Origin of the sequence: Aeromonas sp. LsrichE-8G, from assembly GCF_022869435.1 — a bacterium.
Classification (GTDB): Bacteria; Pseudomonadota; Gammaproteobacteria; order Enterobacterales; family Aeromonadaceae; genus Aeromonas; species Aeromonas caviae.
This window is the reverse complement of the sequence record NZ_JALIHH010000043.1, coordinates 65,124-86,685: the sequence shown is the minus strand read 5'-3', so window position 1 is coordinate 86,685 and position 21,562 is coordinate 65,124. Positions and strand designations below refer to the sequence as shown.

Sequence of the window (21,562 nt, the reverse complement as noted above, 5' to 3'; positions counted from 1 at the left end):
TCCTCCATGCACAGTCAGGCCGTCATTCGGCTCAAGCGAGGTAAGTAAAGTGACTACCATAGTTTCAGTTCGCCGCAACGGTCAGGTCGTCATCGGTGGCGATGGCCAGGTTTCTCTTGGCAACACCGTCATGAAGGGCAACGCCCGCAAGGTTCATCGCCTCTACAACGGCAAGGTACTGGCTGGTTTCGCCGGCGGCACCGCCGACGCCTTCACCCTGCTCGAGCGCTTCGAAGCCAAACTGCAGGCCCATCAGGGCAACCTGGAGCGCGCCGCCGTGGCGCTGGCCAAGGACTGGCGCACCGATCGCGCCCTGCGCCGCCTCGAGGCGCTGCTGGCCGTCGCCGACGAGCACAAATCCTTCATCATCACCGGCAACGGTGACGTGGTGCAGCCGGAGCACGATCTCATCGCCATCGGCAGCGGCGGCAACTTCGCCCAGTCCGCCGCTATCGCCCTGCTGGAGAACACCGAGCTGGATGCCAGGACCATCGTCGAGAAGTCCCTCAAGATTGCGGGCGACATCTGCGTCTTCACCAACGGCAACCACACCATCGAAGTGCTGGATTATTCAGCTAAATAAGTCGGCGAAATAGGGCCGCCAAATAAGGCCGCCTTGCCAGACGCCCCATTTTCCAAGGGGTGGGCCCTGCCCGCCCCGGATACAGGAACGCCATCATGTCCGAGATGACCCCGAGAGAAATCGTCCACGAGCTGGACAGACACATCATTGGTCAGGCCGACGCCAAGCGCGCGGTCGCCGTCGCCCTGCGCAACCGCTGGCGCCGGATGCAGCTCTCCGAGGAGATGCGCCACGAGGTGACCCCTAAGAACATCCTGATGATAGGCCCCACCGGCGTCGGCAAGACCGAGATCGCCCGTCGCCTGGCCAAGCTGGCCAACGCCCCCTTCATCAAGGTGGAAGCGACCAAGTTCACCGAAGTGGGCTATGTGGGCAAGGAAGTGGACAGCATCATCCGCGATCTGACCGATGTCGCCATCAAGCTGGTGCGCGAGACCGAGATGGAGAAGATGAAATACCGCGCCGAGGAAGCCGCCGAAGAGCGCATCCTCGACGCCCTGCTGCCCAACCCGCGCAACAGCTGGGGTGAGGAAGAGAAAGCCGACAACTCCAACACCCGCCAGATTTTCCGCAAGAAACTGCGGGAAGGTCAGCTGGATGACAAAGAGATCGAGCTGGATCTGGCCGCCTCCCCCATGGGTGTCGAAATCATGACCCCGCCGGGCATGGAAGAGATGGCCAACCAGTTGCAGGGGCTGTTCCAGAACCTGGGCCAGAACCAGAAGAAGAAGCGCAAGATCAAGGTCAAGGAGGCCATGAAGGCGCTGATCGAAGAAGAAGCAGCCCGCCTGGTCAACCCGGAAGAGCTGAAGCAGAAGGCCATCGCCTCCGTCGAGAACAATGGCATCGTCTTCCTCGACGAGATCGACAAGATCTGCAAGCGCGGCGAGAGCTCGGGCCCGGACGTTTCCCGTGAAGGGGTTCAGCGCGACCTGCTGCCGCTGGTCGAGGGCTGCACCGTCAACACCAAGCACGGCATGGTCAAGACCGATCACATCCTGTTTGTCGCCTCCGGTGCCTTCCAGATCGCCAAGCCGTCCGACCTCATCCCCGAGCTGCAGGGCCGTCTGCCGATCCGGGTCGAGCTGACCGCCCTGACCACCGAAGACTTCGAGCGCATCCTGACCGAGCCGAACGCCTCCCTGACCGATCAGTACAAGGCACTGATGGCCACCGAAGGGGTCAACATCGAGTTCACCCAGGATGGTATCCGCCGTCTGGCCGAAGCGGCCTGGCAGGTCAACGAGCGCACCGAGAACATCGGCGCCCGTCGTCTGCACACCGTGATGGAGCGGCTGATGGAAGACATCTCCTATGACGCCTCCGAGAAGTCAGGCGAGACCTTCGTCATCAACACCGACTACGTCAACGCCCACCTCGGCAAGCTGATTGAAGACGAGGATCTGAGCCGCTTCATTCTGTAACCGGTTGATCGATAACGAGGAGCTGAGCGGTTTACTATCCTGCTCAATCCCATAGCAAGACGCCTCCCCTGTGGAGGCGTCTTCGTTTTCAGCGTTCTCCCGACTCGCAGCCGTCCCGGGCCACATCACCCTGCACGGCACGCTCCCCCCTTCCCGCCAGCCAGAGCGCACTCATCAGCAGCAAGCCCGTCAGGGCGAAGGTGGCCCGTGTGGCAAACGCCAGCTCGTCCGCCGTCGCGAGGGCGAGATCGGGCCGCCCTACCAGGGCGGCGAACAGGCCCCCCAGCCCCGCCGCCCCCGTCAGCTGACCCAGGTTGCGCGACAGGGTCAGCAGCCCGGCCACGGCGCCACGGCTCGCCCCCTCCGCCTCCCCCACCACGGCGCTGTTGTTGGCGGTCTGGAACAGGGCATAACCGGCGGTGAGCAGCAGGATGGGCAGCAGGTAGCCGAGGGGCCCGAGCGCCCTGTCAAGCAAGGCCAGCAAGACGGCGGCCACCACCATGAGCCCCAGGCCGAGGCGCACCACAGGGGTCGCCCCCACCCTGTCCACCAGCCAGCCGGCGGGCATGCCGGACAGCGCCGCCAGCAGGGGCCCCATGGAGATCATCAGCCCCACCGTCCCCATGTCGAGGGCAAAGGCGCCGTGCAGGTAGAAAGGACCGATCAGCATCGTCGCCACCATGACGCTGGCCACCAGCGCACTGGCGATGATCCCGCCTCTTCGCCTGGATGCCCCCAACAGCGCCAGGGGCAGCAGGGGGCGACGGGCGCCCGAGTCGGCACGCACGAAGAGCACCATGGCGGCGAGCGCCCCTATCCCCGGCCAGACCCCGAGTGGGCTGCCCCGGGTCAGTGCCAGCCCGTAGCAGAGCAGCGCCGTCACCAGCAGCAACAGACTGGTGAGCGGGAGGCCTCCCTCGGCAGAGCCCGCCTCATCCCGGGGCAGATCCCGCCAGGCACACCCCAGCGCAAGCAACGTCAGGGGGAGCAGCAGCAGGAAGGGAGCCTGCCAGCCAAATCCGCCGATCAACAGGCCGCCAAAGGAGGGGCCGAGCGCCGTGCCGCAGGCCGACAGGGTGCCGAGCAATCCCATGCTCCAGCCCCGTCGGGCTGGCGGCACCAGCTCTCCTGCCATGGCCAGGGAGAGCACCAGCATGCAGGCCGCACCGGCCCCTTGCAGGGTGCGAGCGGCAATGAGCCAGCCAATGGAAGGGGCCAAGGCGCACAGCAGGGAAGCCAGCGCAAAGACCCCGGTCCCCCAGAGCAGCAAGCGACGCCGCCCCAGACGATCCCCGAGCCGGCCCGCCACCACCGTCAGACTGGTGATCCCAAGCAGGTAGGCCACCAGCACCCATTGCAGGCTGGCGAAGGGCACGCCGAAGTCCTGCCCCAGGGCAGGCAGCACCAGGTTGGCCATGCTGCCCGCCAGCATGGGCAGCAGGGTGGCGAGCCCGAGCCCCACGAGGCCAAGACGGCGCGTCACAGGAGGGGAAACAAGAAGTGGTGTGGACATGGCAGTCTCTCCGGCAAGTGATGATGCACTCAGGCTAGCGGGGGAGATGACAAGGCGGAAGACGCACGGATTGCAGCTTATAGTTGCATCAGACGCCATATGAAGAGACGGCAACTCGCGTATCATGAAGGGGTCGGCCCGTCAGGTGCCGCCTGCGAGGAGACGACCATGACCCCGGATTTCAACCTGCTGATCACCCTGGATGCCCTGCTGGAAGAGGGCAGTGTGGCGGGCGCCGCCAGACGGCTAGGCCTGAGTGCTTCCGCCATGAGCCGGGCCCTGGCAAGGCTGCGGGAGACCACGGGGGATCCGCTGCTGGTGCGGGCGGGACGCGGCCTGATCCCCACCCCCCGGGCGCAGACCCTGCGGGATGAGGTCGCCCGCCTGGTTCAGGAGACCCGGGCCGTGCTGCGCCCCCAGCAGGAAGTAGACCCGGCGAGCCTGGAGCGCACTTTCCGCCTGCGATCCAGTGACGGCTTCGTGGAGGCGGTGGGCCCCGCCCTGCTGGCGCGCCTCGCCGTCGAGGCCCCAGGGGTGCGGCTCCACTTTCTGGCCAAACCCGACAAGGAGAGCGGCCCCCTGCGCCGTGGCGAGCTGGACTTCGAGACCGGGGTGATCGGCGCCACCACGGCCCCCGAGCTGCGCACCCAGGCCCTGTTCCAGGACCACTTCGTCGCCGTGGTGCACCCGGACCACCTCCTCTGCGACGGCCCCCTGACCGTGGCGCGCTATGCCGCCGCGCGCCACGTACTGGTCTCCCGCCGGGGCCAGCCTCACAGCCCCATCGACGAGATCCTCGCAGGCCAGGGGAGGCGGCGCACTATCACCACCCTGGTACCCGGGTTTGCGACGGCGCTGGCCCTGGTCAGGGAGAGCAATCTGGTGGCGACGGTGCCGCACCTGCACTGCGCCAGCCTGCTCGGCGATCTGGTCACCCTGCCCCTACCCTTCGCTCTGCCAGGGATCCGGGTCGCCCTGCTCTGGCACCCCAGTCAGGATGCCGATCCGGGCCACCGCTGGCTGCGCGCCCTGATACGGGACACCTGCGCCCGGCCCCCCTATCACACCGGGGCCACCGACACCCCCTGATCCGGGTCAGGCAGCGCCCGGCTCCATCACAGGCCCCTTGTGGCCCGGGCGCCCGCACCCGAGACCAGAAGCGCCTGTCACCACCCCGTCACACCGACATGCCTGTGGCTTGGGCACAAGCGGTGGTGCCTTCCCCCTGCCGGACGGGGATCACGGCCCCTCAGAGCGGGGCGGATCACATTGCGGGCAAAAAGATCCTGCTGCCCGCTTCCGCATTTTTTATGCGGCCGTATAATTGCGTACAAAATGCATACACCAGGAGCACCAGCCAGATGCACCCCACCCGTCAGAAACTGCTCGATACCGGCCTCGCCATCGCCACCGAGAAAGGGCTGCGCGGCCTGACGGTGCGCGAGCTGGCGGCGGCGGCCGAGGTGAACCTCGGCTCCTTCGTCTACCACTTCGGCAACCGCGACGCCTTTATCGACGAGCTGGTGGAGCTCTGGTACGCCCCCCTCTATGACGAGCTCAAGGCCGTGGCAGCCAAGGGCTCCTACCCCTCTGCCATCGCCATGTTCGAGGCCACCATGGAGGCGCTGATCGGGCTGGTGGCGCGCCAGCGCGGCTTCATCAACCACCTGTTTGGCGATGCGCTGGCGGGGGAAGGGGCGGCCCAGCGCTTTCTGCTCAGCCTGCCGCGCCGTCACCCCCTGCTGCTGATCGAACAGGTACGGATGGCACAGGCGGAAGGGTCGCTGGTCGCGGGTCACCCGCTCCAGCTGATGATCTTCATCATGGGGTCGGTCGGCCTGCCGCTGGTGATCGCCGGCAGCGGTCGTCAGCTCGGCTGGCTGCCCGAAGAGGCCGCCCCCTTTCTCAGCCAGATAGACAACCCAGAGGCCGCCAGACAACGGCTGGTATGGGCCCTGCGCGGCCTGCGCCCCACCGATATGAAAGAAGGAGAAGCGGCATGAAACAACGCATTGCAATCCTGGCCCTGCTGCTAACCGTTATCGGTGGCTACCTCTGGTGGCAGGGGCGCCCGGCCGACGGCTCCATCCTCTACGGCAACGTCGACATTCGCGACGTCAATCTGGCCTTTCGGGTCGGCGGCCGCGTCGTTCAGGTGCTGGTCGATGAGGGGGATAGGGTAAAAGCGGGTCAACTGCTGGCCCGCCTCGATCCGGCCCCCCTCACCCACAGCCGCGACAGCGCCTTGGCCAATCTGGCTGCGCTCACTGCCGCCAACGCCTTGATCCACAAGGGCTATCGCAGCGAAGAGACCGACCGGGCCCGGGCCGCACTGGCCGCCGCCGAAGCCGCCGCGCTGGAGGCCGACCAACAGTGGCGCCGCCAGAGCGCATTGGCAGCCACCGGCGCCATCTCCCGTGGTCAGCTCGATACCGCCCGCTCCCAGCGGGATCAGACCCAGGCGCAGGTACGCTCGGCACGCGAACAGCTCGCCCAGCTCGAAACCGGCTACCGCCCGGAGGAAATCGCCCAGTCCGATGCCCAGCTGGAAGGGGCCAAAGCGGCGCTCGCCAGTGCCGAACTGGCGCTGGCGGATGCCAACCTGACCGCCCCCAGCGATGGCATCATCATCAGCCGCGCCGTCGAGAATGGCAGCATGGTGCAGAGCGGAGCGACCGCCTTCAACCTCTCCCTGACCGCACCGGTCTGGGTGCGCGCCTATGTGGAGGAGCCCTGGCTCGGCCACTTCCCGAGCGGCGCCAAGGTGACCCTCACCACCGACTCGCGGCCGGACAAGCCCTATCACGGGGTGGTGGGCTTTGTCTCGCCCACCGCCGAGTTCACCCCGAAATCGGTGGAGACGCCGGATCTTCGCACCCACCTCGTCTACCGGCTGCGCATCGTGGTGCAGGACCCCGACCCGGCCCTGCGCCAGGGGATGCCGGTCACCGTCAGGCTGGCGCCATGAACAGCGCTATCTCCCTTGAGGGGCTCACCAAACGCTTTGGCGAGCGGGTCGCCCTCAACGCCATCTCGGCCACCATTCCGGCTGGCGGCATCACCGGGCTGGTCGGCCCCGACGGCGCGGGCAAGAGCACCCTGCTGCGCCTGCTGGCCGGTCTGCTGATCCCCGAAGCGGGCACCATCCGGGTGCTGGGGCTGGATCCGGTGAGCGAGGGAGACCTGCTGCGTCAGCGCCTCGGCTACATGCCCCAGCAGTTCGGCCTCTACGAGGATCTCAGCGTGCTGGAGAACCTCACCCTCTACGCTGACTTGCGCGGCGTACAGGAGCCCGAACGCACGCCCACCTTTGCGCGGCTGCTCGCCTTCACCGATCTTGCCCGCTTCACCGCAAGGCCGGCGGGCAAGCTCTCTGGCGGGATGAAACAGAAGCTCGGGCTGGCCTGCGCCCTGCTCGGCACCCCGGATGTGCTGCTGCTCGACGAACCGGGGGTCGGAGTTGATCCCATCTCCCGCCGCGCCCTTTGGCAGATGGTGCGCGAGCTGGCCAAGGGGGGGATGACGGTGCTCTGGAGTACCGCCTATCTCGATGAGGCGGAGCTGTGCGACCACGTGCTGCTGATGGCGGATGGCGAGGTGCGCACCAGCGGCACGCCAGCCGATCTGATGGGGGCCATGGCCAGCCGCTGCTGGCTGCTGGAGGCGGGGCAACTGGATGGCCGCGAGCGGCGCGCCCTGCTGCGCCGGGCACTGGCTCACCCGGCGGTGATGGATGGCGCGGTGGCGGGGGAGCGGGTTCGCCTGCTGCTGCACCCGGGCATGACGCCCCCACCGCTCCCGGAGCTGCATCTCGCCAATGGCACCTTTCAACCGGCCCAGCCCCGGCTGGAGGATGCCTTTATCGACCTGCTCGGCGGCGGCCCCGGCGGGGAGTCGAGTCTGGCAGCCGGGATGCGGGAAGCCGAACTGCCGCAGGGGGTCTCCCCCGATGCGGTGATCGAGGCGCGCCACCTCACCAAGCGCTTCGGCGATTTTGCCGCCACCGATGATGTCAGCTTTGCGGTGCGCCGCGGCGAGATCTTCGGCCTGCTCGGCCCCAACGGGGCGGGCAAGTCCACCACCTTCAAGATGGAGTGCGGCCTGCTGCGCCCGAGCGAGGGACAGGCGCTGGTGACCGGCATCGATCTGGCCCACAGCCCCTCGGCGGCACGTCAGCGCCTCGGTTACATGGCGCAGAAGTTCTCCCTCTACAAGCAGCTCACCGTGGCCCAGAACCTCGCCTTTTTCGCCGGTATCTACGGTTTGTTCGGCCGCCACCAGCAGACGCGGATCGACGCCATGGTGACCGCTTTTGCCCTCACCCCCTGGCTCGATCAGAAGGCGGAATCCCTGCCGCTCGGCCTGCGCCAGCGCTTATCGCTGGCCTGCGCCCTGCTGCACGAGCCGCCGCTGCTGTTCCTCGACGAGCCCACCTCCGGGGTCGATCCGGTGACCCGGCGCGAGTTCTGGTCGCACATCAACGCGCTGGCCGACCACGGCGTCACCGTGCTGGTCACCACCCACTTTATGGATGAGGCGGAGTATTGCGACCGCATTGCCCTCATCTATCGCGGCAAGCTGCTGGCGCTCGGCACTCCGGACGATCTCAAGGGGCTGGCCGCCAAAGAGGCGGCGACCTCTTTGCCAACCGGCTTCTTGCCGACCTGTTCTTTGCCAACAATGGAAGAGGCCTTTATCACCCTGGTCGAGCGGGCCAGCGAGGAGGACGCATGAGCATCAACCGTCGGCGACTGCTGGCCCTCTGTCGCAAGGAGACGCTGCAAATCGTCCGCGATCCGAGCAGCATCCTCATCGCCTTCATCATGCCGGTGGTGCTGCTGGTAGTAATGGGCTACGCCATCAATCTGGATGTGGACCATCTGCGCCTCGGCATCTGGCGCACCGACAGCGGCGCCCCGGCGGTGCGGCTGGAGCAGGCCCTGCGCGGCTCTACCGCGCTGGAGATCCACAGCGGCCCGAGCAAGGAGTCCCTGCTCGCCAGTCTGGCCCGTGGCGAGATCCGCGGCCTGCTGGTGATCGACGACGGTTTCTCCCGCGCGCTGGCCGGTCAGGGCAACGGCACGCCGCAGGCGCTGCTGCTCACCGATGGCTCCGAGCCCAACACCGCCAACTTCGTCACCAACTATGTGCAGGGGATCTGGCAGGGGTGGCTCGCCGGCGAAGGGGTCGCCATGCCGGTGTCGATAGAGAGTCGCGCCTGGTTCAACCCGGCGCTGGTGAGCCGCAACTTTCTGGTGCCGGGCTCCATTGCGGTGGTGATGACCATCATAGGTGCCCTGCTCACCTCGCTGGTAGTGGCGCGGGAGTGGGAGCGCGGCACCATGGAGGCGCTGCTCGCCACCCCGGTCACCAAGGGGGAGCTGCTGCTCTCCAAGCTGTTGCCCTACTACGGCCTTGGCATCATCGCCATGCTGCTCTGCCTGCTCTTCTCGGTGGCGGTGATGGACGTGCCGTGGCGCGGCTCCCTGCTGCTGCTCTTTCTGGTCACCAGCGCCTTTCTCGGCAGTGCCCTCGGGCTCGGGCTGTTCCTCTCCACCGTGATGCGCAGCCAGTTCAACGCCGCACAGGCGGCGCTGATCGCTGCGTTTCTGCCCGCGGTGATGCTGTCGGGCTTCGTGTTCGAGATCGCCAGCATGCCACCGCTGCTGCGGGCCATCACTCACCTCATTCCGGCCCGCTACTTCGCCAGCTCCCTGCAGACCCTCTATCAGGCGGGCAGCGTCTTCTCGATCCTGCTGGTCAACGGTTTCTGTCTGCTGCTGCTGGCCGGTTTCTGGCTGGCCCTGACCGCCCGCAAGACGCGGCGCACTCTGGAGTAACCCATGCTGATCCGACTCTGGTGGCTGATCCGAAAAGAGCTGCAGGCCCTGATGGGCAATACCCAGGGGCGCTTTCTGCTCATCATGCCGGTGCTGCTGCAAACCGCCCTCTTCCCGTTCGCCGCCACTCTGGAGGTGACCGGCAACACGCTGGCCATCTACAACCAGGATGGCGGTGCCCAGAGCCGCGAGCTGCTGGAGCGCCTCACCCATATGCCCGCCTTCACCACCATCATCCCGGTGCAAGGCGAGGCGGGCATGACCGAGGCCATCACCGGGCAGCAGGCACTGCTCGGGCTGATTATTCCGGGGGATTTTTCGCGCCGGCTGGCGCGGGGCGAACCGGCCAAGGTGCAGCTGATCATCGACGGCCGCCGCTCCAACGGTGGTCAGGTGGCGGCGGGTTACATCAGTCAGGTGATCGCCCGCTGGCAGAATGAAGAAGGGAACGCAGGCAAGGCGCCGCCGACCCTCGCGGTGCGCAACCTCTACAACCCCAACGTCGAGTTCCACTGGCATATCCTGCCGGCGCTGGTGGCCATCATCACCACCACCGGCTGTCTTATCGTCACCGCCCTCTCGGTCGCGCGGGAGCGGGAGGAGGGCACCTTCGATCAGCTGCTGGTCTCGCCCCTCACCGCAGGCTGGATCATGGCGGGCAAGGCGGTGCCCGGCATCATGGTGGCGGTGGGACAAGGGTGCATAGTCGCGCTGGCCGCCCGTTTTGTCTTCAACCTCCCCTTTGCCGGCAGCCTCAGCCTGCTGATGGCGGGCATGGTCTGCTACGGGCTGGCACTGGCCGGGATCGGGCTCTTCATCTCGTCGTTCTGCTCGACCCAGCAGCAGGCCTTTCTCGGGGTCTTCTCCTTCACCGTCCCGGCGGTGATCCTCTCGGGCTACATCTCGCCGGTGGAGAACATGCCCCAGGTGTTCCAGTGGCTGGCGGCCATCGACCCCCTCACCCACTTCATCGTGCTGCTCAAGGGGGTCTTCCTCAAGGGGTTCGACTGGTCGGCCGCCTGGCCCCTGCTCTGGCCGCTGCTCGCCATCGCCGGCGTCACCCTGTCGCTGGCGCTCGCCATGTTCCGCCGCCATATCGTCTGACTCGCCACCTTGTTCAGCTGATGCCGGTCTCGCCCAGTGCGAGACCGGCCTTTTTCCGACATAAGTTTTCACTCCCCGGCAGTTGGTAAACCGGGCTTACCCTCCACCATCCCTCACCCCGAGCTAACGCAGAAATCATTAACTGGTATACCTATTTTTGTATAGTACTGAATTTTCTCGAATTACCCCTGAGGAGATATATGAATAGACACTTGATTTGCATCAATCGCCCACCCCTGCCGACTGGGTAGCCTAGCCCCAGAATGATGTTTTATTACTCCAAACTTGAGGCAACTATGAGCAAAGTCAGACTGGTCGTTGTGGGCAACGGCATGGTGGGGCACCGCTTTATCGAAGAGCTGATCGAGCGGGCCGATCCGGGCCGCTACGAGATCACCGTCTTCGGTGCAGAACCCCGTCCCGCCTACGATCGCGTCCATCTCTCCTCCTACTTCTCCCATCACACCAGCGAAGATCTCTCCCTCGTCAAACCCGGTTTCTACGACAAGCACGGCATCCGCCTGCTGCTCGGCGAAGCGGTGAAAAAAATCGACAGGGCCAACCGCGAAGTGCATTCCAACAAGGGCACAGTGGTCGAGTACGACAAGCTGGTGCTGGCCACCGGCTCCTACCCCTGGGTGCCGCCCATTGCGGGCAGTCAGCACCACGAGTGCTTCGTCTATCGCACCATCGAGGATCTGAAAGCCATCCGCAGCGCCGCCAAGAGCGGCAAGAGCGGGGTGGTGATCGGGGGCGGTCTGCTTGGCCTCGAAGCCGCCGGCGCCCTCAAGGCGCTGGGTCTCGAAACCCACGTGGTGGAGTTTGCTCCTGTGCTGATGGCCGAGCAGCTCGACGGTCAGGGCGGCCAGCTGTTGCGCCGTAAGATTGAATCCATGGGCGTGCAGGTACACACCAGCAAGAGCACCAGCGAGATCCTGATGCATGGCGGCGAGCAGGCGAAACACCGCCTCGCCTTTGCCGACGGCAGCCAGCTGGAAGTGGACGTGGTGGTCTTCTCCACCGGCATTCGCCCGCAAGATACCCTGGGCCGTTACGGTGATCTCGCCATCGCCGACCGTGGCGGCATCGTCATCGACGATCACTGCCTCACCTCCGATCCCGACATCTATGCCATCGGCGAGTGCGCCGCCTGGCAGGGTCGCTTCTTCGGCCTGGTGGCGCCGGGCTACAAGATGGCCCAGATCACCGTGGATCACCTGCTCGGCGGCGACAGCCGCTTCGAGGGGGCGGACATGAGCGCCAAGCTCAAGCTGCTCGGCGTCTCCGTCGGCTCCATCGGTGATGCCCATGGCCGCACCCCGGGCAGCCACAGCTATGTGTTCCAGGATGACCAGGCCGGCGTCTACAAGAAAATCGTGGTGAGCGAAGACAACAGCCGATTGCTCGGCGCCGTGCTGGTGGGTGACGTGGAAGATTACGGCAACCTGCTGCAGATGATGCTCAACGCCCTGCCGCTGCCGAGCCACCCGGACACCCTGATCCTGCCCGCCTACGCCGGTGCCAAGCCGACCCTGGGGGTGGATGCCCTGCCGGAGAGCGCCCAGATCTGCTCCTGCTTCGACGTCTCCAAGGGTGACATCGCCAAGGCGGTGGCCGAGGGCCACACCACCCTTGCCGCCATCAAGCAGCAGACCAAGGCCGGTACCGGCTGCGGCGGCTGCGTGCCGCTCATCAGTCAGGTGCTCAACGCCGAGCTGGTGAAGCAGGGCATCGAGGTCAACAACCACCTCTGCGCCCACTTCCCCCACTCCCGTCAGGAGCTGTTCCACCTGGTCAAGGTGGAGGGGATCAAGAGCTTCGACGAACTGCTGGCCAAGCATGGCCAAGGCTATGGCTGCGAGGTGTGCAAACCGACCGTCGGCTCCATCCTCGCCTCCTGCTGGAACGAGCATGTGCTGAGCCCGCTCAACACCCAGCTGCAGGACACCAACGACATCTTCCTCGGCAACATGCAGAAGGACGGCAGCTACTCCGTCATCCCGCGTATGGCCGGTGGTGAAGTGACCCCGGAGGGGCTGCTGGCAGTAGCCGAAGTGGCCCGCGACTACAAGCTCTACACCAAGATCACCGGCGCCCAGCGCATCGGCCTGTTCGGGGCCCAGAAGGATGATCTGCCCGCCATCTGGCGCAAGCTGCTGGCGGCCGGTTTCGAGACCGGTCAGGCCTACGCCAAGGCGCTGCGCATGGCCAAGACCTGCGTCGGCAGCACCTGGTGCCGCTTCGGCGTGCAGGACAGCGTTGGCCTCGGGGTCTTCCTCGAGAACCGCTACAAGGGGATTCGCACCCCGCACAAGATGAAGTTCGGCGTCTCCGGCTGTACCCGCGAATGTGCGGAAGCCCAGGGCAAGGATGTCGGCATCATCGCCACCGATGCGGGCTGGAACCTCTATGTGGGCGGCAACGGCGGCATGAAGCCGCGCCACGCCGACCTGCTGGCTTCTGACCTCGACCGCGAGACCCTCATCAAGCTGATCGACCGCTTTATGATGTTCTACGTCACCAGCGCCGACAAACTGCAACGCACCTCGGTCTGGCTCGGCAACCTGGAAGGGGGCGTCGACTACCTGCGCGAGGTGATCGTCGACGACAAGCTGGGGCTGGCCGAGACGCTGGAGCGCGATATCCAGACCCTCATCGACAGCTACGAGTGCGAATGGTCGCGCACCCTCAACGAAGAGGAGGCACTCAAGCGTTTCAGCCACTTCATCAACAGCGACAAGCGCGACCCGGACGTCCAGTTCGTCAGCGAACGCGACCAGCACAGACCCGCCACTCCGGCCGAGCGCATCCCCGTCTACCAGATCGAGGTGGAGACCAAATGATGAAATTAGCCTGCCAACTCAACGGCATCCTGATGGGCTGCATGGACGTTTGCGCCCTGCTCGATAGCCAGTCCATCCAACTCGAGGTGGAGATTAAGCGATGAAACTTGCCTGCCAACTCAACGACATCCTGCCGGGCACCGGCGTCTGCGCTCTGATCGAGGGTCGTCAGATCGCCCTGTTCCGCCCGAGCGCGGCCGCCGAAGTGTTCGCCATCGACAACCGGGATCCCTTCTTCGCCGCCAACGTGCTGTCGCGGGGCCTGATCTGCGAACACGACGGCGAGCTCTGGGTCGCCAGCCCGCTCAAGAAGCAGCGCTTTCGCCTGAGCGATGGCCACTGTTTCGACAACCCTGCGATGTCGGTGCAGAGCTACCCCGTTGAAGTGCGCGACCAGCAGGTCTGGGTCGCCGTCTAACACCAGACCCCACCCCGGCCCTCCCCTTCACAGGGGAGGGAGCAAAAAGCCCCTCCCCCTTGACAAGGGGGAGGCAGGGAGGGGGTTAAAAAACAGTCAGGGCTGCCCGCGGGCGGCCCTCTTGAAGGAACCAAAGATGTATACCGAAACCATCAACAAATGCGCCGCCAACGCGGCCCGCATCAACCGCTTCGAGCGCAGCGACAAGCTCGGCTTCTGGCTCAGCTCCGCCATGGCGGGGGCCTATGTGGGCTTTGGCATCATCCTCATCTTCACCCTGGGCAACCTGGTGGATCCCACTGTGCGACCGCTGGTGATGGGGGCCACCTTCGGCATCGCCCTGACGCTGGTGATCATCGCCGGCTCCGAGCTGTTTACCGGCCACACCATGTTCCTCACCTTCGGGGTGAAGACGGGCAAGATCACCATGGCCGACCTGCTGCGCATCCTGCCGCAGACCTGGGTGGGCAACCTGATTGGCTCCATCGTGGTGGCGCTCATCTACTCCTACGGCGGCAGCCTGCTGCCGGACGCGGGCAGCCTGGCGCACAAGGTGGCGCTGGCCAAAACCCAGGCCCCGGCGCTGACCCTGTTTATGAAGGGGATCCTCTGCAACTGGCTGGTCTGCCTCGCCATCTGGATGGCGCTGCGCACCGAGGGTGCCGCCAAGTTCATCGCCATCTGGTGGTGCCTGCTCGCCTTTATCGCCTCCGGCTACGAGCACTCCATCGCCAACATGACCCTGTTCGCCCTCTCCTGGTTCGGTGCCCACTCCGAGGCCTACACCCTGAGCGGCATCGGCCACAACCTGCTGTGGGTGACCCTGGGCAACACCGTCTCCGGCGCCCTCTTCATGGGCCTCGGCTACTGGTATGCCACCCCGAAAGCTGAGCGCCCGGTTGCGGTGAGCGAGACCACCTCCACTGCCAGCCAGACCCAAACCGCCTGATCCGGAGGCCCCATGGACTACTTGCCCATCTTTTGCCGACTCGACAACAAACCCGTGCTGCTGATCGGCGGCGGCGAGGTGGCGGAGCGCAAGGCGCGCCTGCTGCTGGATGCCGGTGCCCAGCTCACCGTGGTCGCACCCGAGCTCGACCCCGAGCTGGCAGAACTGGCTGCCAACGGCAGCATCGAGTGGCTCGCCGGTGAATTCGCGCCGCAGCAACTGGCGGGCAAGTGGCTGGTGGTGGCCGCTACAGATCGGCGCGAGGTGAATGCGCTGGTCTACCAGAGCGCCAATCAGGCGCGGATCTTTGCCAACGTGGTGGACGACCCGAAGCGCTCCAGCTTCATCATGCCGTCGATCATCGATCGCTCGCCGCTGGTGGTGGCCATCTCCTCCGGCGGCAAGGCCCCGGTGCTGGCCCGACTGCTGCGGGAGAAACTCGAAGCCCTGCTGCCCCAGCATCTGGGCGCCGTCGCGGCCTTCGCCGGCAGCCTGCGGGAGCGGGTCAAGACGCGCTTCGCCAGCATGGGCGAGCGGCGCCGCTTCTGGGAACGGCTGCTCGGGGCGGATCGGCTCGGTCAGGCGCTGGCTCGGGGGGATAGCGCCTCTGCCCACCAGCTGGCCGACAACCTGTTTGCTGACGAGAGCCACACCGCTGGCGAAGTGGTGCTGGTCGGTGCCGGCCCCGGTGACCCAGGCCTGCTCACCCTGCACGCCCTGCGCCAGATGCAGCAGGCGGATGTGGTGGTCTATGACCGGCTGGTCTCCGATGAGGTGATGGCCCTGGTACGCCGGGATGCCAAGCGGATCTTCGTCGGCAAGCAGGCGGGCAACCACTGCGTGCCGCAGGAGGGGATCAACCAGCTGTTGCTGGAGGAGGCGAAGAAGGGACAGCGGGTGGTGCGGCTGAAGGGGGGCGACCCCTTTATCTTCGGTCGTGGCGGCGAGGAGCTGGAGACACTGGTCGGCACTGGCATCGGCTTTCAGGTGGTGCCGGGGATCACGGCGGCCAGCGGCTGCGCCGCCTACGCCGGTATTCCGCTGACCCACCGCGACCACGCCCAGAGCGTGCGTTTCGTCACCGCCCACAGCAAGGGGGGCGCCCGGGATCTCGACTGGCCGCTGCTGGCCAAAGATCGGCAAACGCTGGTCTTCTATATGGGGCTCTCCTCCTGCGCCACCATCCGCGAACAGTTGCTGACCCACGGCAAGGCGGGCATCACCCCGGTGGCGCTGATCGAGCGAGGCACCCAGCCAAGCCAGCGGGTCATTCGCGGTACCCTCGATCAGTTGCCCGCGCTGGCGGTGGGCGTCGAGAGCCCGGCCCTTATCATGGTGGGATCTGTGGTGACCCTGGCGGACCAGCTTGCCTGGTTCGGGCAAGGAGGCGCCGCAGACGCGGCCCTGGCCTCGGCCTGATCGCTGCATCCATTCCAACGCCACCCTCGGGTGGCGTTTCTTTTTCTGCATTTACTGTCATAACCTCTTGTTTTGAGTCTGGTATCCTATGGGGTGTGTCAGCCGGACCACCGAATTCAGGAATTCTGCTTCATGTCCCTCCCCCCCAAGAACAGCGCCAAACAGCGTGAACACGACAGAGCCCGCATCCTCACGCTGCTGCTGGCCGATGACGCCCTCACCGAGAGCCTGCTCGACCCGCAAGGGGAGCAGGACGCAGCGCTTCGGGACCAGACCAGCGAGCTGACCCGGCTGGTCAACAGCCTGCCCGCCGCCGATATCGCCGATGCGCTGGAGTCCCTGCCGCCGGACGAGCGCCACGTGCTGTGGCAGCAAGTGGATGCAGACAAGCACGGCCAGATCCTGGTGGAAGCGTCGGAGACGGTGTGGGACAGCCTCATCAGCGGCATGAGCGACAAGGAGCTGCTGCACGCCCTGAGCACCCTCGACATCGACGACCAGATCTACCTGGGCCAGCACCTGCCCCGCAACCTGATGGGGCGGCTGCTCACCTCCATGGCGCCGGTGGACAGGGACAAGGTGCGGGAGGTGATCCGCTACGGCAAGCACACGGTCGGCGCCATGATGGACTTCGAGCTCATCACGGTGCGGCCCGACGTGACCCTGGCCACCGTCCAGCGCTATCTGCGCCTGCGCGGCCAGATCCCCGAGAACACCGACAAGCTGTTCGTCACCGATCGGCGCAACCGGCTGCAGGGGGAGCTGCCCCTCACCGCCGTGCTGCTGCACAAGCCCGAAACCCTGGTGAGCGACGCGATGGAGAAGGATCCGGTCACCTTCGATCCGGAAGACAACGACGAGGCCGCCGCCCGCACCTTCGAGCGGGACGACCTGGTCTCCGCCGCCGTGGTGGATGCTAGGGGCAAGCTGATGGGACGGCTCAACGTCGCCGAGGTGGTGGACCTGGTCTATGAGGAGAGCGACACCGACCTGCGCCGCATGGGGGGGATCAGCGAGGAAGAAGATGTGTTCGCCCCCGTCTCCAAGGCGGTCAAGACCCGCTGGGCCTGGCTCGCCATCAATCTCTGCACCGCCTTCGTGGCATCGCGGGTGATCGGCCTGTTCGAGCACACCATCTCCCAGCTGGTGGCGCTGGCGGCCCTGATGCCTATCGTCGCCGGGATCGGCGGCAACACCGGCAACCAAACCATCACCATGATAGTGCGGGCGTTGGCGCTACAGCACATCCAGACCGGCAACGTCTCCTTCCTGCTGTGGCGCGAGCTGGGGGTAGCCCTGATCAACGGCCTGGTGTGGGGCGGCATCATGGGCATCGCCACCTTCCTGCTCTATCAGGATGCGGCGCTGGGCGCGGTGATGACGCTCGCCATGATCCTCAACCTGCTGGTGGCGGCCCTGATGGGGGTCATCATCCCCATGACCATGAGCCGGCTGGGGCGCGACCCGGCGGTGGGGGCCAGCGTGATGATCACCGCCATCACCGACACCGGCGGCTTCTTCATCTTCCTGGGGTTGGCGACCCTGTTTCTGCTCTAGGGCCCGAGGCTGACCGTCTGCGGCTCCTGCCATGACGCGGGGCCGCTTTCGCGCAAAACGGCATTTCCCGCCACTGGGCAAGGAATAGTCGTTGAAATGCCAACCCCACTCCTTATACTGGATCCACCTGTTTCCAGCGGTGGATCTGACACAATGGAATACAACACTTCAGAACTGTGCGACATCTATCAGGACATGGTGGATGTGCTCGAGCCCATGCTCTGCTCCTTCGGCGGCCGTGCCTCTTTCGGCGGCGTCATCACCACGGTCAAATGCTTCGAATCGAACGGCCTCATCCGTGAACTGGTCAAGGAGAACGGCGTCGGTCGCGTGCTGCTGATCGACGGCGGCGGCTCCATGCGCCGGGCCCTGATCGACAGCGAGATCGCCACCACGGCGGCGGAAAACGAGTGGGAAGGCATCGTCTGCTACGGCTGCGTGCGCGAGGTCGACATCCTGGAGGATCTCGACATCGGCATTCAGGCCCTGGCCGCCATCCCGGTCGGCGCCGACCACAAAGATGTGGGAGAGACCGATCTACCGGTCAACTTCGGCAGTGTCACCTTCCTGCCGGACGATCACCTCTACGCGGACACCACGGGGGTGATCCTCTCCCCCGATGCCCTCGACATCGAATGAGCCGACACAGTCTGAAGATGGGAGCCCTGGCTCCCATTTTTTATGGCCGTCATTTGGCTACAAGCTGCTGAAAAAAGACAAAAAAAGAGGGCCAGTAAACAACTGGCCCCTTAACTGGAAGCAATGTGAGCAATGTCGTGCCTTCACAAGAAGTCCATCACGTTGGAACGAATGAAGTCTTTCCCGGAAAACGAGGTAACAATAATCATTCTCATTTAACTGTGCAAGTCTTATTTGTAAAAAATGCAAAAAAATGACCACCGCTCGGGTGGTCATTCTCGTCAGGCTTGCCGTGTGGCCGTTTGCAGACCGGCGAGGCCCGCCTCCCCCACCAGCTTGCGGCTGAGGTAGCGCAGCAGCACGCCGTAGAGTGGCACAAACAACCCCAGACTTATCAGCAACTTGAATACGTAATCTACGGTCGCGATCTCGACCCAGTGCTCGGCCATGAAGGGATCTGTGCTGCGCCAGAAGGCGATGCTGAAGAAGGCGATGGTGTCCACCAGGTTGCCGAACAGGGTGGAGGCAGCCGGTGCCACCCACCAGGCCCTGAGCAGCCGCAGGCGGTTGAACACCACCACGTCCATGAACTGGCCCACCAGATAGGCCATAAAGCTGGCTAACGCGATCCGGGCAACAAAGAGATTGAACTCTGCCAGATTGCCCACCCCCTGGAAGCTCCCTTCGAAGAAGAGCACCGAGAGCACGTAGGACACGGTCAATGCCGGCAGCATCACGGTCTGGATGATCTTGCGCGCCAGGCCGGCGCCGAAAATCCGCACCGTCAGATCGGTGGCCAGGAAAATGAACGGGAAGCTGAAGGCACCCCAGGTGGTGTGGAAGCCAAAGATGGTGATCGGCAGCTGCACCAGGTAGTTGCTGCTGGCAATGATCAGGATGTGGAACAATGAGAGACGCATCAGTGCCGTCTGGTACTGAGCCGGAGTCAGGTTCATATTGTGACCTTTTTGGTTAATGGGGTTAGGGAACCCATATCGCCACCATGGCGATAATCAAGGGGCGAGATTATACGCCCCAAAATTGATAGTTCAATCTTTATGCGGTTATCTCAAGGGATTGACTCGCATCGCACGCAAAGCTCACTCCCGGGACTGCCGAGCCAGCCAGAGCAGCGCCTCCGCGTCGTCCGGCTGCACCGCCGCCAGCCAGCAGCCGCTGTAATGTTCGTACTCGAGCCGAAAGCGGCTGCCTTCAAACTCCAGCAGCCAGCTGTGGCGATCCGCCCCCCACTCCCGCTCGAGGGCCGCCAGCTCCCACTCCTGCAACAGGGCCTCGGCCAGGGTCGGGAAGCTGTCCCAGTCAAGGCCCGGGCAGGTCAGCATCACCACCCCGGCTTCCCTGTCTGTCTGCGTGATACGCCAGTTCATCCGTTGCTCCTCAACTGCTGCACGAGAGCTCGCCCCCGCAATACCAGCCCGGATGCGGGGTGGCGAGATCCTCGTATTCCGGTTGCTCATCATAGGGGTGCTGCAGGGCCGCAAACAGCCGCTCGAACGGCGCCATCTCGCCCTGCTCTGCCGCCTCTATTACCTGTTGGGCCAGGGCGTTGCGCAGCACATACTTGGGATTGACCGCATCCATCTGCCCCTTGCGCACGCCATCCTCGCTTCCTTCCCAGGCGAGGCGTGCCCGATAGGCCTCAAGCCACCCCTGCCAGACGGCAGGAACCGGCAACAGGGCCAGCAGGCTGGCGGGCCACGCTCCCTCTCGCGTCACCTCACCGAGACGGCGCAGGAAGAGGTGGTAATCCACCTTGTGCGCCGCCAGCAGCCGGAACAACTCGCGGAACAGCGCCGGATCCTCCTCTTCCCACACCGCCAGCCCCAGCTTGGCGCGCATCAGCTCGGAGTAGTGCAACATCAGCTGGTGCTCGTACTGGGCCAGGGCCGACGCGAGCGCGTCGCCATCCACATGGCCGGCCAGCGCCTGTGCCAGCTTCTGCAGGTTCCAGTATCCGACCGCAGGCTGCTGATCCAGCGCATAGCAACCATCCGGATCCGAGTGGTTGCAGACGAAGTCCGGCACATAGGCGTCGATGAAGCCGTAGGGGCCGTAATCCAGGGTCAACCCGAGCAGGGACATGTTGTCGGTGTTCATCACCCCGTGACAGAACCCCGCCGCCTGCCACTTGGCGATGAGCCGCGCGGTGCGGCGCACTACTTCGGCAAACAGCTCGGCGCCATCGGCCAGCTCGGGGAAGTGGTAACGCCGCGCATAGTCGATGAGGGCGGGGATCTTCTCCCCCTGCCCGCTCCAGGCGAAATACTCGAAATGACCGAAGCGCAGATGGCTCGGCGCGGTGCGCAGCACGGTCGCCCCGCTCTCCACCTGCTCCCGGTAGACAGGCTCGTCACTGCCCAGCAGCACCAGAGCCCGGGTGGTGGGAATGCCGAGGGCATGCAGCGCCTCGGAAGCCAGGTACTCGCGAATGCTGGATCGCAGCACGGCACGGCCGTCGCCGAAGCGGGAGAATGGCGTCTTGCCCGCCCCTTTGAGGTGCAGGTCCCAACGGCACCCATCCGGCGCCAGCTGCTCCCCCAGCAGCAGGGCGCGGCCATCCCCGAGACGCGGGCTGTAGCCGCCGAACTGGTGGCCCGCATAGACCTGAGCCACCGGCTGCATGCCCGGCAGGGGCTGCCCCTGGCCGCAACAGGCGAGCCACTGCGCCTCGCTCACCTCCCCGAGCCCCAGCTCCCCAAGCAGCGCACGGTTCAGATGCAGCAATCTGGGGCCATGCAGCGGCTGCGGGGCAACGGGCTCGCAAGCCCAGGGGAGTTCGGTGGCAAAAGTGTTGATCAACTTCATGGTGATGAGGGTTGTCCCTGCGTATGCTCGTGTCACTCTTTATACCGCCGTCGGCTCGTCGAGGCTAACAGGCGATCACGATTATTCATTTCAAGGAGAAGACGATGCAAAAGTGGGTCTATACCCTGCCCCTGCTGGCGCTTGCCTGGGGCCATCAGGCCAAGGCGGCCGACATAGACGCAGGCAAGGCCAAATCCGTGGTCTGTGCCGCCTGTCATGGCGCGGATGGCAAGGCGAGCGTCCCGACCTACCCCCACCTCGCGGGCCAGAACCAGGCCTATTTGCTCAAGCAGATGAAGGCGTTCAAGGAGGGTTCCCGTACCGAGCCACTGATGGTTCCCTTCATGGCGATGCTGACCGAGGCGGACATGGAGAATCTGGCGGCCTATTACGCCAACCTCAAATAATGCATGGCGCCGACCAACGGGCGCCTTTCCAATGTTTGTT

At 65.2% G+C, this 21,562-nt stretch carries 19 protein-coding genes; 15 read left to right on the top strand and 4 right to left on the bottom strand.

Annotated features, from left to right (window positions below; all coding sequences use genetic code 11):
* The first annotated feature begins 49 nt into the window (after window positions 1-49).
* Both hslV and hslU read left to right on the top strand, forming a co-directional pair.
* Complete coding sequence (hslV, locus tag MUW49_RS08910; RefSeq protein ID WP_005340772.1) at window positions 50-583, top strand: ATP-dependent protease subunit HslV; 534 nt, start codon at window positions 50-52, stop codon at window positions 581-583.
* 95 nt (window positions 584-678) lie between these two features.
* Window positions 679-2,007 (top strand): HslU--HslV peptidase ATPase subunit, encoded by a 1,329-nt coding sequence (gene hslU / locus MUW49_RS08905; RefSeq protein ID WP_010676031.1) that lies wholly within the window; start codon window positions 679-681, stop codon window positions 2,005-2,007.
* A gap of 88 nt (window positions 2,008-2,095) precedes the next feature.
* Here hslU and MUW49_RS08900 read toward each other — a convergent pair whose 3' ends face one another.
* Window positions 2,096-3,520: an MFS transporter gene (locus MUW49_RS08900; RefSeq protein WP_210600508.1), complete on the bottom strand. Its 1,425-nt coding sequence runs from the start codon at window positions 3,518-3,520 to the stop codon at window positions 2,096-2,098.
* 168 nt (window positions 3,521-3,688) lie between these two features.
* On the opposite strand from MUW49_RS08900, the gene MUW49_RS08895 reads away from it, so the two are divergent.
* The 12 genes from MUW49_RS08895 (at window position 3,689) to rraA (ending at window position 18,289) form a co-directional block, all read left to right on the top strand.
* Entirely contained in the window at window positions 3,689-4,609 is a 921-nt protein-coding gene (locus MUW49_RS08895) for a LysR family transcriptional regulator (protein ID WP_103243895.1), read from the top strand.
* Between the two features lie 272 nt (window positions 4,610-4,881).
* Window positions 4,882-5,523 carry a TetR/AcrR family transcriptional regulator gene (locus MUW49_RS08890; RefSeq protein WP_182935087.1) on the top strand — a complete coding sequence of 214 codons (642 nt, stop codon included), beginning with the start codon at window positions 4,882-4,884 and terminating at the stop codon, window positions 5,521-5,523.
* Complete coding sequence (gene hlyD, locus MUW49_RS08885) at window positions 5,520-6,488, top strand: secretion protein HlyD (protein ID WP_182976241.1); 969 nt, start codon at window positions 5,520-5,522, stop codon at window positions 6,486-6,488. Before MUW49_RS08890 ends, hlyD begins: the two co-directional genes overlap by 4 nt.
* A complete protein-coding gene (locus tag MUW49_RS08880; protein WP_223919509.1) occupies window positions 6,485-8,254 on the top strand; it encodes an ATP-binding cassette domain-containing protein in 1,770 nt (589 codons plus the stop codon). Before hlyD ends, MUW49_RS08880 begins: the two co-directional genes overlap by 4 nt.
* Window positions 8,251-9,360, top strand: a complete 1,110-nt coding sequence (locus tag MUW49_RS08875) for an ABC transporter permease (protein WP_223919510.1) — start codon at window positions 8,251-8,253, stop codon at window positions 9,358-9,360. Before MUW49_RS08880 ends, MUW49_RS08875 begins: the two co-directional genes overlap by 4 nt.
* Window positions 9,361-9,363: 3 nt before the next feature.
* Entirely contained in the window at window positions 9,364-10,464 is a 1,101-nt protein-coding gene (locus MUW49_RS08870; protein ID WP_244812637.1) for an ABC transporter permease, read from the top strand.
* Window positions 10,465-10,760: 296 nt separating this feature from the next.
* Window positions 10,761-13,307, top strand: coding sequence for a nitrite reductase large subunit NirB (nirB, locus tag MUW49_RS08865; protein ID WP_162540561.1), 2,547 nt, complete (start codon window positions 10,761-10,763; stop codon window positions 13,305-13,307).
* A gap of 100 nt (window positions 13,308-13,407) precedes the next feature.
* The gene (gene nirD / locus MUW49_RS08860; RefSeq protein WP_041202829.1) at window positions 13,408-13,725 is read left to right on the top strand and encodes a nitrite reductase small subunit NirD; all 318 of its coding nucleotides are present in this window, start codon (window positions 13,408-13,410) and stop codon (window positions 13,723-13,725) included.
* Between the two features lie 136 nt (window positions 13,726-13,861).
* Complete coding sequence (gene nirC / locus MUW49_RS08855; protein ID WP_109111935.1) at window positions 13,862-14,674, top strand: nitrite transporter NirC; 813 nt, start codon at window positions 13,862-13,864, stop codon at window positions 14,672-14,674.
* Between the two features lie 12 nt (window positions 14,675-14,686).
* A complete protein-coding gene (cysG, locus tag MUW49_RS08850) occupies window positions 14,687-16,093 on the top strand; it encodes a siroheme synthase CysG (protein WP_113977673.1) in 1,407 nt (468 codons plus the stop codon).
* Window positions 16,094-16,225: 132 nt separating this feature from the next.
* Complete coding sequence (mgtE, locus tag MUW49_RS08845; protein ID WP_244812635.1) at window positions 16,226-17,650, top strand: magnesium transporter; 1,425 nt, start codon at window positions 16,226-16,228, stop codon at window positions 17,648-17,650.
* 153 nt (window positions 17,651-17,803) lie between these two features.
* Window positions 17,804-18,289 carry a ribonuclease E activity regulator RraA gene (gene rraA, locus MUW49_RS08840; RefSeq protein ID WP_244812633.1) on the top strand — a complete coding sequence of 162 codons (486 nt, stop codon included), beginning with the start codon at window positions 17,804-17,806 and terminating at the stop codon, window positions 18,287-18,289.
* Between the two features lie 281 nt (window positions 18,290-18,570).
* On the opposite strand, the gene MUW49_RS08835 is transcribed toward rraA, so the two are convergent.
* The 3 genes from MUW49_RS08835 to MUW49_RS08825 form a co-directional block, all read right to left on the bottom strand.
* Complete coding sequence (locus tag MUW49_RS08835) at window positions 18,571-19,245, bottom strand: 7-cyano-7-deazaguanine/7-aminomethyl-7-deazaguanine transporter (RefSeq protein ID WP_201921225.1); 675 nt, start codon at window positions 19,243-19,245, stop codon at window positions 18,571-18,573.
* 144 nt (window positions 19,246-19,389) lie between these two features.
* A complete protein-coding gene (locus tag MUW49_RS08830) occupies window positions 19,390-19,677 on the bottom strand; it encodes a DUF3630 family protein (RefSeq protein ID WP_041211964.1) in 288 nt (95 codons plus the stop codon).
* Window positions 19,678-19,687: 10 nt separating this feature from the next.
* Entirely contained in the window at window positions 19,688-21,115 is a 1,428-nt protein-coding gene (locus tag MUW49_RS08825; protein ID WP_244812631.1) for a protein adenylyltransferase SelO, read from the bottom strand.
* Window positions 21,116-21,219: 104 nt separating this feature from the next.
* Here MUW49_RS08825 and MUW49_RS08820 point away from each other — a divergent pair, with 104 nt between their 5' ends.
* Window positions 21,220-21,522, top strand: coding sequence for a cytochrome c (locus MUW49_RS08820; RefSeq protein WP_041211966.1), 303 nt, complete (start codon window positions 21,220-21,222; stop codon window positions 21,520-21,522).
* The last annotated feature ends 40 nt before the right edge of the window (window positions 21,523-21,562 follow it).